Origin of the sequence: Klebsiella sp. C349492 (assembly GCF_042055345.1) — a bacterium.
GTDB classification, from domain to species: domain Bacteria; phylum Pseudomonadota; class Gammaproteobacteria; order Enterobacterales; family Enterobacteriaceae; genus Klebsiella; species Klebsiella scottii.
In genome coordinates, this window is record NZ_JANQCE010000014.1 from 23,054 (window position 1) to 36,871 (window position 13,818).

General features: G+C 51.7%; 11 protein-coding genes, 4 tRNA genes and 1 rRNA gene. 1 reads left to right on the forward strand and 15 read right to left on the reverse strand.

The features are described 5' to 3' along the window. Nucleotides 1–33 precede the first annotated feature (33 nt). The 12 genes from rpoB to NWP14_RS27505 all read right to left on the reverse strand — a co-directional run bounded on the left by rpoB (nucleotide 34) and on the right by NWP14_RS27505 (nucleotide 9,931). Nucleotides 34–4,062, reverse strand: coding sequence for a DNA-directed RNA polymerase subunit beta (rpoB, locus tag NWP14_RS27450; RefSeq protein ID WP_041143541.1), 4,029 nt, complete (start codon nucleotides 4,060–4,062; stop codon nucleotides 34–36). Nucleotides 4,063–4,382: 320 nt separating this feature from the next. After that, entirely contained in the window at nucleotides 4,383–4,748 is a 366-nt protein-coding gene (rplL, locus tag NWP14_RS27455) for a 50S ribosomal protein L7/L12 (RefSeq protein WP_004118416.1), read from the reverse strand. Nucleotides 4,749–4,814: 66 nt separating this feature from the next. After that, on the reverse strand, nucleotides 4,815–5,312 hold the full coding sequence (gene rplJ, locus NWP14_RS27460; RefSeq protein ID WP_045858002.1) for a 50S ribosomal protein L10: 498 nt from the start codon (nucleotides 5,310–5,312) through the stop codon (nucleotides 4,815–4,817). 418 nt (nucleotides 5,313–5,730) lie between these two features. Further along, a complete protein-coding gene (gene rplA, locus NWP14_RS27465; protein WP_045858000.1) occupies nucleotides 5,731–6,435 on the reverse strand; it encodes a 50S ribosomal protein L1 in 705 nt (234 codons plus the stop codon). Nucleotides 6,436–6,438: 3 nt separating this feature from the next. Continuing rightward, the gene (rplK, locus tag NWP14_RS27470) at nucleotides 6,439–6,867 is read right to left on the reverse strand and encodes a 50S ribosomal protein L11 (protein ID WP_041143538.1); all 429 of its coding nucleotides are present in this window, start codon (nucleotides 6,865–6,867) and stop codon (nucleotides 6,439–6,441) included. A 156-nt stretch (nucleotides 6,868–7,023) separates the two neighbouring features. Next, entirely contained in the window at nucleotides 7,024–7,569 is a 546-nt protein-coding gene (gene nusG / locus NWP14_RS27475; protein ID WP_002438628.1) for a transcription termination/antitermination protein NusG, read from the reverse strand. A 1-nt stretch (nucleotide 7,570) separates the two neighbouring features. Further along, nucleotides 7,571–7,954, reverse strand: a complete 384-nt coding sequence (gene secE, locus NWP14_RS27480; protein WP_041143536.1) for a preprotein translocase subunit SecE — start codon at nucleotides 7,952–7,954, stop codon at nucleotides 7,571–7,573. A 229-nt stretch (nucleotides 7,955–8,183) separates the two neighbouring features. Next, on the reverse strand, nucleotides 8,184–9,368 hold the full coding sequence (gene tuf / locus NWP14_RS27485) for an elongation factor Tu (RefSeq protein WP_041142972.1): 1,185 nt from the start codon (nucleotides 9,366–9,368) through the stop codon (nucleotides 8,184–8,186). A 116-nt stretch (nucleotides 9,369–9,484) separates the two neighbouring features. Then, nucleotides 9,485–9,560: transfer RNA gene (locus NWP14_RS27490), tRNA-Thr, on the reverse strand. A 5-nt stretch (nucleotides 9,561–9,565) separates the two neighbouring features. After that, nucleotides 9,566–9,640 (reverse strand) — tRNA-Gly (locus tag NWP14_RS27495). 120 nt (nucleotides 9,641–9,760) lie between these two features. Then, nucleotides 9,761–9,845 (reverse strand) — tRNA-Tyr (locus tag NWP14_RS27500). Between the two features lie 10 nt (nucleotides 9,846–9,855). Then, a tRNA-Thr gene (locus tag NWP14_RS27505) sits at nucleotides 9,856–9,931 on the reverse strand. 511 nt (nucleotides 9,932–10,442) lie between these two features. Between NWP14_RS27505 and coaA the strand changes: the two genes are divergently transcribed. Then, nucleotides 10,443–11,393, forward strand: coding sequence for a type I pantothenate kinase (coaA, locus tag NWP14_RS27510; RefSeq protein WP_095105796.1), 951 nt, complete (start codon nucleotides 10,443–10,445; stop codon nucleotides 11,391–11,393). Between the two features lie 26 nt (nucleotides 11,394–11,419). On the opposite strand, the gene birA is transcribed toward coaA, so the two are convergent. From birA to rrf, 3 genes are all read right to left on the reverse strand, one after another. Then, nucleotides 11,420–12,382: a bifunctional biotin--[acetyl-CoA-carboxylase] ligase/biotin operon repressor BirA gene (gene birA / locus NWP14_RS27515; protein ID WP_375216276.1), complete on the reverse strand. Its 963-nt coding sequence runs from the start codon at nucleotides 12,380–12,382 to the stop codon at nucleotides 11,420–11,422. Continuing rightward, nucleotides 12,379–13,407, reverse strand: a complete 1,029-nt coding sequence (gene murB / locus NWP14_RS27520; RefSeq protein WP_375216277.1) for a UDP-N-acetylmuramate dehydrogenase — start codon at nucleotides 13,405–13,407, stop codon at nucleotides 12,379–12,381. Before murB ends, birA begins: the two co-directional genes overlap by 4 nt. A gap of 291 nt (nucleotides 13,408–13,698) precedes the next feature. Next, nucleotides 13,699–13,814 (reverse strand): 5S ribosomal RNA (gene rrf / locus NWP14_RS27525). Nucleotides 13,815–13,818: the final 4 nt, after the last annotated feature.

Consider the following 13,818-nt stretch of genomic DNA (forward strand, 5'->3'; position numbering starts at 1 on the left):
GACCCCGGCACCAGTGACCTGTTTGAGCGAGAGTTACTCGTCTTCCAGTTCGATGTTGATGCCCAGCGAGCGAATCTCTTTCAACAGTACGTTGAAGGATTCCGGCATGCCCGGTTCCATCTGATGGTTGCCGTCCACGATGTTTTTATACATCTTGGTACGACCGTTGACGTCATCAGACTTGACGGTAAGCATTTCCTGCAGGGTGTATGCCGCACCGTAAGCTTCCAGCGCCCATACTTCCATCTCACCGAAGCGCTGACCACCGAACTGAGCCTTACCACCCAGCGGCTGCTGAGTAACCAGGCTGTAAGAACCGGTAGAACGCGCATGCATCTTGTCATCAACCAGGTGGTTCAGCTTCAGCATGTACATATAGCCGACGGTAACCTGGCGCTCGAACTGCTCGCCGGTACGACCGTCGAACAGGGTAATCTGACCGGAAGTCGGCAGGCCACCCAGCTGTAACAGTTCCTTGATTTCAGACTCTTTCGCACCGTCGAATACCGGCGTTGCGATCGGCATACCTTTTTTCAGGTTTTCAGCAAGACGCAGAACTTCATCATCGGTGAAGGTATTCAAATCAACCTTCTGGCGAACGTCTGTACCCAGATCGTACGCTTTCTGGATGAATTCGCGCAGTTTGGCGACTTCCTGCTGCTGTTTCAGCATGGCGTTGATTTTCTCGCCGATGCCTTTCGCAGCCATACCCAGGTGGGTTTCCAGAATCTGACCGATGTTCATACGAGACGGTACGCCCAGCGGGTTCAGTACGATGTCTACCGGCGTGCCGTTTTCATCGTAAGGCATATCTTCGATCGGGTTGATCTTAGAGATAACACCCTTGTTACCGTGACGACCTGCCATTTTATCACCCGGCTGAATCTGACGTTTAACGGCCAGATACACTTTAACAATCTTCAGCACGCCCGGTGCCAGATCGTCGCCTTGGGTAATTTTACGGCGTTTCGCTTCGAGTTTTTTCTCGAACTCGTGTTTCAGTTCGTCGTACTGCTCAGCCAGCTGCTCCAGCTGATTTTGTTTCTCTTCGTCGGCCAGGCCCAGTTCCAGCCAGCGGTCGCGCGGCAGCTTGTCGAGCTTCTCAGCTTCAACACCACCGGAGACCAGCACCGCGTAGATACGACCAAACAGGCCAGCTTCGAAGATCTGCAGTTCTTCAGACAGGTCTTTTTTCGCCTGCTTCAGCTGCATTTCTTCGATTTCCAGCGCACGTTTGTCTTTCTCAACGCCGTCGCGGGTAAAGACCTGAACGTCGATAACGGTACCAGATACGCCGTTCGGTACGCGCAGAGAAGAGTCTTTAACGTCAGACGCTTTCTCACCGAAGATCGCGCGCAGCAGTTTCTCTTCTGGCGTCAGCTGGGTTTCACCTTTCGGTGTGACCTTACCAACCAGAATGTCGCCGCCGGTCACTTCCGCACCGATGTAAACGATACCGGATTCGTCCAGTTTAGAGAGCGCAGCTTCACCCACGTTCGGGATATCAGCGGTGATCTCTTCCGGCCCCAGCTTGGTGTCACGGGACACGCACGCCAGTTCCTGGATGTGAATCGTGGTGAAACGATCTTCCTGAACCACACGCTCGGAGACGAGGATGGAGTCTTCGAAGTTGTAGCCGTTCCACGGCATGAACGCTACGCGCATGTTCTGACCGAGAGCCAGTTCACCAAGGTCGGTGGACGGACCGTCTGCCAGCACGTCGCCGCGCTCAATTGGCTCACCCAGGGACACGCAAGGCATCTGGTTGATGCAGGTGTTCTGGTTAGAACGGGTGTACTTGGTCAGGTTATAGATGTCGATGCCGGCTTCGCCCGGGTACATCTCATCATCGTTAACTTTGATAACGATGCGGGATGCATCCACGTACTGAACGGTACCGCCACGTTTAGCAACCGCAGTAACACCGGAGTCAACGGCAACAGCACGTTCCATACCGGTACCAACCAGCGGCTTATCAGCGCGCAGAGTCGGAACCGCCTGACGTTGCATGTTCGCACCCATCAATGCACGGTTGGCGTCATCGTGTTCCAGGAACGGGATCAGGGACGCACCGACGGAAACCACCTGCTGGGTGGATACGTCCATGTAGTCAACCTGGTCGCGGCTGAACAAGCTGGATTCGCCTTTACTACGGCACGTTACCAGGTCTTCTTCAAAGTGGCCTTCGTCATCCAGGTTGGAGTTCGCCTGAGCGATGACGTAGTTACCTTCTTCGATAGCAGAGAGGTAATGAATTTCGTCGGTTACAACGCCGTCAGTCACTTTACGGTACGGAGTCTCAAGGAAGCCGTATTCGTTAGTCTGTGCATACACGGACAGGGAGTTGATCAGACCGATGTTCGGGCCTTCAGGCGTTTCGATTGGACATACGCGACCGTAGTGAGTCGGGTGTACGTCTCGAACTTCAAAGCCTGCGCGCTCGCGGGTCAGACCGCCTGGGCCGAGGGCAGAGATACGACGTTTGTGCGTAATCTCGGACAGCGGGTTGTTCTGGTCCATAAACTGAGACAGCTGGCTGGAACCAAAGAACTCTTTCACTGCTGCGGAAATCGGCTTGGCGTTGATCATATCCTGAGGCATCAGGGTATCCAGATCGCCCAGGGACAGACGCTCTTTAACCGCACGCTCTACGCGAACCAGGCCAACGCGGAACTGGTTTTCCGCCATTTCGCCAACGGAACGGATACGACGGTTGCCGAGGTGGTCGATATCATCGACTTCGCCAATACCGTTACGGATACCGATGAGCTTCTTCATCACCTGAATGATGTCGTCTTTGCTCAGGATACCGGAACCTTCGATTTCGTCACGCAGCAGAGAACGGTTGAACTTCATACGACCAACCGCGGACAGATCGTAGCGGTCTTCGGAGAAGAACAGGTTCTCAAACAGGTTTTCAGCTGCTTCACGAGTCGGCGGCTCACCCGGGCGCATCATACGGTAGATTTCTACCAGCGCGCTCAGACGATCGTTGGTCGGGTCGACGCGTACGGTTTCAGACATGTACGCGCCGTGATCGAGATCGTTGGTGAACAGAGTTTCGATGCGCTTATGACCGGACTGGCTCAGTTTCGCCAGCAGATCAAGGCTCAGCTCCATGTTCGCCGGGCAGATCAGTTCGCCGGTCGCCGTATCGACATAGTCTTTAGCAGCAACTTTACCCGCGATGTACTCAACCGGAACTTCGATAAGCTTAATATCGTCTTTTTCCAGCTGGCGGATATGGCGAGCGGTAATACGACGGGCTTTCTCGACGTAGATCTTACCGTTAGCTTCGATGTCGAAGGACGCAGTTTCACCACGCAGACGCTCCGGAATCAGCTCCATCTGCAGCTTGTTGTCGCGAATTTCAAAGACCACTTTTTCGAAGAACAGGTCAAGGATCTGCTCAGTGGTATAATTCAGCGCGCGCAGGATGATAGTTGCCGGCAGCTTACGACGACGGTCGATACGGACAAACAGGTTGTCTTTCGGATCGAACTCGAAGTCCAGCCAGGAACCGCGGTAAGGGATGATACGTGCGTTATACAGGACCTTACCGGAAGAGTGAGTCTTACCTTTGTCACTGTCAAAGAAGACGCCCGGGCTACGGTGCAGCTGAGAAACGATAACACGCTCGGTACCGTTGATAACAAAGGTACCGTTGTCGGTCATGAGCGGAATTTCGCCCATGTAGACTTCCTGTTCTTTGATGTCTTTAACGGTGCCTTCCGGCGCTTCACGCTCGTAGATCACCAGACGCAGTTTTACGCGCAGCGGTGCCGAATAGGTCACGCCACGGATCTGACATTCTTTAACATCAAATACAGGTTCGCCCAGACGGTAGCTGACGTATTGCAGCTCGGAATTACCGCTGTAGCTTTTAATCGGGAACACGGAACGGAAGGCTGCTTCCAGACCATATTGCCCTTCAGGATCTTGCTCGATAAACTTCTGGAACGAATCAAGCTGGATAGAAAGGAGATAAGGTATGTCCAGAACTTGTGGACGTTTACCAAAATCCTTACGAATACGTTTTTTCTCGGTATAGGAGTAAACCATAGGGTTCCTCAGCTCGCTGACAAGTCGACCCGTCTGCCTCAAAAAGGCAGTTTTTTATGCAACACTATTTTGTGGACCGGAAAATGGAACACTTTCCGCAATACCTGTTGCTATCACGCTTAAACCATTTCGTCGCGATTTACACAGAGCGAGCACCCTGTCGCAGTATATTAAGTCGTCGATAGAAACATGCATTGTCAGGACAACCAGCAGTCAAACAGTGTGAAATGCTACTGGCGCCTTACAGCGCAAAAAGGCTGGTGACTAAATAGTCACCAGCCATCAGCCTGATTACTCAGGCTGCAACCGGAAAGGTTGGCTTATTTGACTTCAACTTCAGCGCCAGCTTCTTCCAGAGATTTTTTCAGTGCTTCTGCGTCATCTTTGCTGATGCCTTCTTTCAGGGCAGCAGGTGCAGATTCTACCAGGTCTTTAGCTTCTTTCAGACCCAGGCCAGTTGCGCTACGTACTGCTTTGATTACAGCAACTTTGTTAGCGCCAGCAGCTTTCAGAATTACGTCGAATTCAGTTTTTTCTTCAGCAGCTTCAGCCGGGCCAGCAGCTACAGCTACAGCAGCAGCAGCGGAAACACCGAATTTTTCTTCCATTGCAGAGATCAGCTCAACAACGTCCATTACGGACATAGCGGATACTGCTTCAATGATTTGATCTTTAGTGATAGACATTTAAATTGTTCCTGAATATCAGAATAAGTTTATACGTAAGCGAGTGCTTTATAAAGACAACTGCGATTAAGCAGCTTCTTTCGCATCGCGTACAGCAGCCAGAGTGCGAACCAGTTTGCCAGCCGAAGCTTCTTTCATGGTTGCCATCAGGCGTGCAATTGCTTCGTCGTAGGTCGGCAGAGTTGCCAGGCGGTCGATTTGCGACGCCGGGATCAGCTCGCCTTCAAAGGCTGCGGCTTTAACCTCGAATTTTGCATTCGCTTTCGCGAACTCTTTGAACAGACGAGCGGCAGCGCCCGGGTGTTCCATAGAGTATGCAATCAGGGTCGGACCAACAAACGTGTCTTTCAGGCACTCGAACTGAGTACCTTCAACGACGCGGCGCAGCAGGGTGTTGCGGACAACACGCATGTAAACGCCAGCTTCACGACCTGCTTTACGCAGTTCAGTCATTTTATCTACAGTAACGCCACGGGAATCCGCAACTACTGCAGACAGCGCGCCTTTGGCTACTTCGCTGACTTCAGCAACAATCGCTTGTTTGTCTTGAAGATTTAAAGCCATTAGCTTTGCTCCTGGATGTTTGCCAGAGCTCATGCTCTGGGAACTCACTTCACTCTACTCAACGAATAGAGCGTCTTAATACGGTGAGCAGAAACAAGCCAGAGTATCCAAAAATAATCTTAGCGTTCTGTCACCGTCTACGCAGGGCATTAAGTTTCTTGCGAAACACCTGCGGTCTTCGACGGAGGCCTGGATAGGCCAGGCTCCAACGAACAAATTCTTTCTATGTCTTCGTTCTTCAAACCACAGCTGCGTTAGCTGCTTTCGCTCACACCGGTCATGTAGTCAACTACGCTCCCGGCGATTCACTCAATTGCCGCCTTGCTGCAATTCGAATAACTCGCATAGTCTCTGTTTATTTCAACAGAATCGTGGGGGTAGAATTGTAGACAAATCCACCGCCCACGTAAAGCTAATCTTAGTTCGCAGAAGCGCTCAGACCAGCTTGATCAACGGCAACGCCAGCACCCATGGTGGTGGAGAGGCTAACTTTCTTGATGAAAACGCCTTTCGCCTGAGTCGGTTTTGCTTTTTTCAGCGCAACCAGCAGGGCTTCCAGGTTTTCTTTCAGTTTGTCAGCGTCAAAGTCCACTTTACCGATGGTGGTGTGGATAATGCCGTTTTTGTCGTTACGATAGCGAACCTGACCTGCTTTAGCGTTCTTAACAGCTTCAGCAACGTTCGGAGTAACGGTACCCACTTTCGGGTTTGGCATCAGGCCACGCGGACCCAGAACCTGGCCCAGCTGACCAACAACGCGCATTGCATCCGGGGAAGCAATAACAACGTCGAAGTTCATTTCGCCTTTTTTGATCTGGTCTGCCAGATCTTCCATACCTACCAGCTCGGCGCCTGCAGCTTTAGCAGCTTCAGCGTTCGGGCCCTGGGCAAATACGGCTACGCGAACGGAACGGCCAGTACCGTGCGGCAGTACGGTTGCGCCACGGACGTTCTGGTCAGATTTACGAGCGTCGATGCCGAGGTTAACAGCAACGTCTACGCTTTCGGTAAATTTAGCGGTGGCCAGCTCTTTCAGCAGAGCAATAGCTTCGTTGATGTCGTACTGTTTAGTCACATCAACTTTGTCACGGATCACGCGCATACGCTTGGTCAGTTTAGCCATTTCTTAATCCTCTACTACCAGGCCCATGGAACGTGCAGTACCTTCAATGGAGCGAGTCATCGCTTCAATGTCAGAACCAGTCATGTCGGCAGCTTTGGTCTGCGCGATTTCCTGCAGCTGAGCGCGGGAAATTTTACCTACTTTATCTTTGTTCGGCTTACCGGAACCAGACTTGATGCCTGCAGCTTTCTTCAGCAGAACGGCAGCCGGCGGGGTCTTGGTAACAAAGGTAAAGGAACGGTCAGCGTAAACGGTAATAACAACCGGAGTCGGCAGACCTTTTTCCAGGGATTCTGTTTTGGCGTTGAACGCTTTACAGAATTCCATGATGTTCACACCCTGCTGACCCAGTGCTGGACCAACCGGCGGGCTCGGGTTTGCCATACCAGCTGCAACCTGCAGCTTGACGTAGGCTTGTACTTTCTTAGCCATTTAAATTTCCTCGTTTGGGTATAACGCCTTTAGAAAAGGCTCCCCGTTATCAATATCGTCTTACGGACACGCGGCCCATAAAAACAAAAGGCGCGAAATTGTATGTCAATTTCGCGCCTCATGCAACGATTAAATCGCTGCTTTTTTGATCGTCGCTTAGGCTTTTTCTACCTGAGCAAAGTCCAGCTCGACCGGGGTCGCACGGCCAAAGATCGAAACAGAAACCTTCAGGCGGGACTTCTCGTAGTCAACTTCTTCAACAACGCCGTTGAAGTCAGCAAACGGACCATCGCTGACGCGAACCATTTCGCCCGGCTCGAACAGCGTTTTAGGACGCGGCTTATCGCCAACCTGCTGAAGACGGTTCATGATCGCGTCAACTTCTTTGTCGCTGATCGGCGCAGGACGGTCGGATGTACCGCCGATAAAGCCCATTACGCGCGGTACGCTGCGCACCAGGTGCCAGCTTGCGTCGTTCATCACCATCTGGACCAGAACGTAACCCGGGAAGAATTTGCGCTCGCTCTTGCGGCGCTGGCCACCACGGATTTCGACCACTTCTTCGGTCGGTACCATGACTTCGCCAAACAACTCTTCCATATTGTGCAATTTGATATGTTCACGCAACGAGGTAGCTACGCGACCTTCAAAACCGGAAAACGCCTGAACGACGTACCAACGTTTTTTAGGAGCTTCAGACATCTCAGAACCTCAGGCCAGTGATAAAGGATACCAGGCGAACCAGAATACCATCCAGTCCCCACAGGATCAGTGACATTACCGCAGTTACCGCGGCAACAATCAGCGTGGTGTGCAACGTTTCCTGGCGAGTTGGCCAGATTACCTTGCGGACTTCGGTTCTCGCTTCACGGGCGAAAGCTACGGTCGCCTTACCTTTTGTGGTTAACAGCGCGACGCCACCGGCAGCAGCGATCAGAATCACCACGGCCAGCGCACGCACCGCCAGCATAATGTCACGATAAAGGAAGTTGCCTACGATGGCCACAATCAGCAGCACGGCAACGATCGTCCACTTCATCGCTTCCAGGCCGCGCCCGCTCCCTTGAGCTTCGGTATTCGCACTCATAAACCAACCTGTCACAAGAATTCAGACAAATAATTTTGCCCCGCGAGAGCGAGGCAACCAAACCGAAATGCTCTGCTGCGTTTCGGATTTAACGCCCTCTACAGAGCCTGTCTCAGCAATGATTATGACAAAAAAAATCACTGATGAGCCAGGTTCTGGTTCGAAAGCGTGCAAAAAGGGCATCAAATGATGCCCTTTTATTGCGCATTGCGTCAAATGTTATCAGCGATTAGCTGAGAACTTTAGCAACAACGCCCGCGCCAACGGTACGACCGCCTTCACGGATTGCGAAACGCAGACCGTCGTCCATCGCGATCGGGTGGATCAGGGTAACAACCATTTTGATGTTGTCGCCCGGCATTACCATCTCTACGCCTTCCGGCAGTTCGATGGTGCCAGTCACGTCAGTTGTACGGAAGTAGAACTGCGGACGGTAGCCTTTGAAGAACGGAGTATGACGGCCGCCTTCATCTTTGGACAGGATGTACACTTCAGATTCGAATTTGGTGTGCGGCTTGATAGAACCCGGCTTAGCCAGTACCTGACCACGTTCGATTTCTTCACGTTTGATACCACGCAGCAGAACGCCAACGTTCTCACCAGCACGGCCTTCGTCCAGCAGTTTGCGGAACATTTCAACGCCGGTACAGGTAGACTTAGCAGTGTCTTTGATACCAACGATTTCAACTTCTTCGCCAACTTTAACGATACCGCGCTCTACACGACCGGTAACAACGGTACCACGGCCGGAGATGGAGAATACGTCTTCGATCGGCAGCAGGAACGGCTTGTCGATAGCACGTTCTGGTTCCGGGATGTAAGAATCCAGGTAGCCCGCCAGTTCAACGATCTTAGCTTCCCACTCTGCATCGCCTTCCAGCGCTTTCAGAGCAGAACCACGGATGATCGGAGTGTCGTCGCCCGGGAAATCGTACTGAGACAGCAGTTCACGAACTTCCATCTCTACCAGTTCCAGCAGCTCTTCGTCATCAACCATGTCGCATTTGTTCAGGAACACGATGATGTACGGAACGCCTACCTGACGACCCAGCAGGATGTGCTCACGAGTCTGCGGCATCGGGCCGTCAGTCGCAGCAACAACCAGGATCGCGCCATCCATCTGAGCAGCACCGGTGATCATGTTTTTAACATAGTCGGCGTGGCCCGGGCAGTCTACGTGCGCGTAGTGGCGAGTCGGGGTGTCATATTCAACGTGGGAAGTGTTGATGGTGATACCACGAGCTTTTTCTTCCGGTGCGTTATCGATCTGGTCGAATGCGCGCGCAGAACCACCGTAGGTTTTAGCCAGAACGGTAGTGATTGCAGCAGTCAGCGTTGTTTTACCATGGTCAACGTGGCCGATAGTACCGACGTTAACGTGCGGTTTTGTACGTTCAAACTTTTCTTTAGACATCGATTGTCCCTCTAAGACACGGATAAATCGGTGATATCACCACATCAACCAGGCAACATGCCCGACTTGTTGAATGCAATAAAATAGAGAGAAACAGGGAAGGAGAGATAAAGAAGTGGTGCTGATACCCAGAGTCGAACTGGGGACCTCACCCTTACCAAGGGTGCGCTCTACCAACTGAGCCATATCAGCACGTCTGGAGCGGGCAGCGGGAATCGAACCCGCATCATCAGCTTGGAAGGCTGAGGTAATAGCCATTATACGATGCCCGCATCCTGAAACTCGGCTACCCAGTTCTTTCTATAACAAAAAAAAGAGAGTTATCTCTTTTCTTTGTTTGAGCTGATTAGCTTAACCAATCAGCTCTGGCTTCGCAAAGCGTTGCCGAAAGATGGTGGTGGGGGAAGGATTCGAACCTTCGAAGTCGATGACGGCAGATTTACAGTCTGCTCCCTTTGGCCGCTCGGGAACCCCACCAGGCACTTGATGGTGCCGACTACCGGAATCGAACTGGTGACCTACTGATTACAAGTCAGTTGCTCTACCTACTGAGCTAAGTCGGCATCAAGTAGCGCGCATTTTAGGGAGACCTGCGAATTCATGCAACTAAAAAATTGCATAAATCGTTCTATCGCTCATATTTTGCTCTCAAACACGAAAAAGCGGTGTAATTTCAATCGCCGAAGAACAAAAAACCACCATTCCGCTCGCAATATTTCCATTTAAAGCCCGCGGCGTATGGGCAAGGATAGCCTTTTGGTACGGCGGCATAACTGGTGCTCGCCCCGATATGGCAAAGTCTCTGCTATATAATGTGGATAGCTGATTGTCCTGACCGCCCCGTCGACTGCACTATCAACGTTTACTGTCCGCTGCCGTTTGCGCCCACATCAGCTTTGACGACCTTTATTCACAAATTTCACTCTTGTGATGTTGGCGTGAGAAAGCATCATTCGATGCGTTTTTTTCTTATTATTCCCTGCAATCTGGTGTTACCCTCCTGCCCATTGTCCTGATTAACTTATGTGAAGCATCTCCGCCCGTCTTTAATTTGGCGATGGTAAGAAAATGCTTATGAGCAAAAAAGAGCAAACGTTAATGACACCGTATCTACAATTTAACCGCAACCAATGGGCTGCACTTCGTGATTCCGTTCCGATGACGCTAACAGAGGAAGAAATCACGCGGTTAAAAGGCATCAACGAAGATCTTTCGCTGGAAGAAGTCGCAGAGATTTATTTGCCGCTGTCGCGTTTGCTTAATTTCTATATCAGTTCCAACCTGCGTCGCCAGGCCGTGCTGGAACAGTTTCTTGGTACCAACGGTCAGCGTATTCCGTATATCATCAGCATCGCCGGAAGCGTCGCGGTAGGTAAAAGCACAACCGCGCGCGTGCTGCAGGCGCTCCTTAGCCGCTGGCCGGAGCATCGGCATGTTGAATTAATCACCACCGATGGTTTCCTGCATCCTAATGCCGTGTTGAAAGAGCGCGGTCTGATGAAGAAGAAGGGCTTCCCGCAATCTTATGATATGCACCGTCTGGTCAAGTTCGTCTCCGATCTGAAATCAGGTATCGCCAACGCTAAGGCCCCGGTCTATTCACATCTTATTTATGATGTTATTCCGGATGGCGATAAGACGGTTTCCCAGCCGGACATTTTAATTCTTGAAGGATTAAATGTTTTACAAAGTGGGATGGATTACCCGCACGACCCGCATCATGTATTTGTTTCCGACTTCGTTGATTTTTCTATATATGTTGATGCGCCGGAAGAACTGCTGCAGAGCTGGTATATCAATCGTTTTCTGAAATTCCGTGAAGGCGCATTTACCGATCCCGATTCTTATTTCCATAATTATGCAAGACTCTCCAAAGATGAGGCTACCAATATAGCCACCTCATTGTGGAATGAGATTAACCTTCTGAATCTTAAAGAAAACATTCTACCAACTCGTGAAAGAGCAAGTCTGATAATGACCAAGAGCGCAAACCATTCTGTCGACCAGGTTCGCTTGCGGAAATAAAACAGGGAGCCTCGGCTCCCTGTTATTTATTCGGCGCTACGTAGCGATATCTCACCGCCCACCCAAGGTTTAATCACCCCATCTTGCTCAAGTAATAATGCTCCTTGAGTGTCGATACCACGGGAAATCCCAAAGATTTCTTTGTCTCCGATAATAAGCTTAACCGGGCGGTTGAGGAAATTATCTAATTTTTCCCAGCGCGACAGATAAGGAGCCAACCCTTCCTGTTCAAAGAGCTGCAGACCCGCCCTTAGCTCTTTAATCAGCCGCGCCGCCAGGGCATTGCGGTCGATAGAGACTCCGGCTTCCTGCAGGCTAATCCAGCCCTGATTGACGACATCAGACTCCACGCGTCGCATCGCCAGATTGATCCCTGCACCGCTCACTATCTGCGCCGCATCGCCCGTTTTTCCCGTCATTTCCACGAGGATGCCGGACAGCTTCCGGTCCTCAAGGTACAGATCGTTTGGCCACTTCACTCGCACCTTATCGGCGCCGAGGCTCTGAAGTACCTCAGCGATAACAATCCCAATCACCAGGCTCAGTCCTACCGCCGCGGCAGGTCCCTGCTCCAGTCGCCAGTACATGGAAAGATAGAGATTCGCGCCGAATGGCGAAAACCACTTACGGCCTCGACGGCCGCGTCCAGCCTGTTGATACTCCGCAACGCATGCATCGCCAGACTGTAGCTCGTTAAGCCGGTCCAATAAATACTGGTTTGTAGAATCAATGACCGGCAGCACGGTGACGCGGCCATGTTCGATCTGCCCGGCAATCTGCTCTTCATTTAATAACTGGATCGGTTCCGGTAGGCTGTAGCCTTTGCCTGGAACGGTAAAGACATCAACTCCCCAGTCACGCAGCGTCTGAATATGCTTATTGATCGCTGCCCGGCTCATCCCAAGACGCTCACCGAGCTGTTCCCCAGAATGAAACTCTCCGTCAGCCAGAATGGATATCAGGGTCAGGGGAATGGTGTTGTCCCTCATGCAATCGCCTCCTCAGCGTTAACTTCACCGGTTGCGCCAATAAAGCGGACTTCGGGCTGTAGCCAGACGTTGAACATCTCGCCAACCCGCTGGCGGACGTAGTGAGCAAGATCGATCACATCATCGCTGGTTGCATGATGGTCATTGATTAATACCAGCGCCTGCTGGCGATGTACTGCCGCACCACCGATGGTTTTCCCTTTGAGCTGGCATTGATCGATAAGCCATCCAGCGGCCAGCTTGATGCTGCCATCCGCCTGTGGGTAGTGCGGTGCATTTGGGAAAGCGCCCAGCAGTTCCTGCCCTTTCTCCGCGCTAATTACCGGGTTTTTAAAAAAGCTGCCGGCGTTACCATTGACCTTCGGATCGGGAAGTTTGGTCATCCGCATATGGCAAACAGCATCAAATACCTGTCGAGGCGTCACCGTGTTTGGGTCAAGACGGACTAAATCGCCATAAGTCAGCACCGGCTGCCAGACTTTAGGCAATCTGAGGCCAACGGCTACAATGGCATAGCGATCCTGATACTCATGTTTGAAGATACTATCCCGGTAGCCAAAACGGCACTCGTTGGCCGAAAGTCGTTGCTTATGCCCGGTTGCCAGCTCAATACAGTCGACATACTGGCAGACACGCTGCAGCTCCACGCCGTAAGCACCAATATTTTGGATGGGGGAAGAGCCAGCGCAGCCAGGGATCAAGGCGAGGTTTTCCAGGCCCGGCATTTCCTTATCTAACGTAAACTGCACCAGATGATGCCAGTTCTCCCCTGCCCCAACGTGTAGATGCCAGGCCTCAGGCATTTCTGTGACCTCAATCCCCAGGATGCGGTTGATAATGACCGTACCAGAATAATCCTTTAGAAAGAGCACGTTGCTTCCTTCCCCGAGGATTAAGACTGGCTGTTCTTCTGCGGTGGCATCTTGCCAGGCAGACAGTAGCTGTAGTTCATTTTCGGCGCGCACAATTGCTTTGGCGCTACGATCGATGCCAAAGGTATTCCAGGGTTTAAGGGAGTGATTCATAGTGGCTTCCTGATGCAAAATCTGCACTAGTTTACCGTATATGTCAGGGGAAGGCTTGTTTGGTTTGATTGCTGGTCAGCGGATATTCCCGGATCGCGGCGCGTAGCGCTGCGGTACACCGTTTTTCCTGAACCGCAGATAACAAAAAACCCCATGCCTGCGCATGAGGTTTCTTCGTCTGTCTGATGCCTGGCCGTTGTATGCCGGGCCTCCTCAGGAGTGCACTTACCGACAAACAACAGATAAAACAAAAGGCCCAGTCTTTCGACTGAGCCTTTCGTTTTATTTGATGCCTGGCAGTTCCCTACTCTCACATGGGGAGACCCCACACTACCATCGGCGCTACGGCGTTTCACTTCTGAGTTCGGCATGGGGTCAGGTGGGACCACCGCGCTGTTGCCGCCAGGCAAA

Coding starts and splice junctions, on each gene's coding strand:
- rplK (WP_041143538.1), bottom strand. CDS start 6,867: ATGGCTAAGAAAGTACAAGCCTACGTCAAGCTGCAGGTTGCAGCTGGT.
- nusG (WP_002438628.1), bottom strand. CDS start 7,569: ATGTCTGAAGCTCCTAAAAAACGTTGGTACGTCGTTCAGGCGTTTTCC.
- coaA (WP_095105796.1), top strand. CDS start 10,443: ATGAGCAAAAAAGAGCAAACGTTAATGACACCGTATCTACAATTTAAC.
- birA (WP_375216276.1), bottom strand. CDS start 12,382: ATGAGGGACAACACCATTCCCCTGACCCTGATATCCATTCTGGCTGAC.
- rplL (WP_004118416.1), bottom strand. CDS start 4,748: ATGTCTATCACTAAAGATCAAATCATTGAAGCAGTATCCGCTATGTCC.
- secE (WP_041143536.1), bottom strand. CDS start 7,954: ATGAGTGCGAATACCGAAGCTCAAGGGAGCGGGCGCGGCCTGGAAGCG.
- tuf (WP_041142972.1), bottom strand. CDS start 9,368: ATGTCTAAAGAAAAGTTTGAACGTACAAAACCGCACGTTAACGTCGGT.
- rplJ (WP_045858002.1), bottom strand. CDS start 5,312: ATGGCTTTAAATCTTCAAGACAAACAAGCGATTGTTGCTGAAGTCAGC.
- rpoB (WP_041143541.1), bottom strand. CDS start 4,062: ATGGTTTACTCCTATACCGAGAAAAAACGTATTCGTAAGGATTTTGGT.
- rplA (WP_045858000.1), bottom strand. CDS start 6,435: ATGGCTAAACTGACCAAGCGTATGCGCGTGATCCGTGACAAAGTTGAT.
- murB (WP_375216277.1), bottom strand. CDS start 13,407: ATGAATCACTCCCTTAAACCCTGGAATACCTTTGGCATCGATCGTAGC.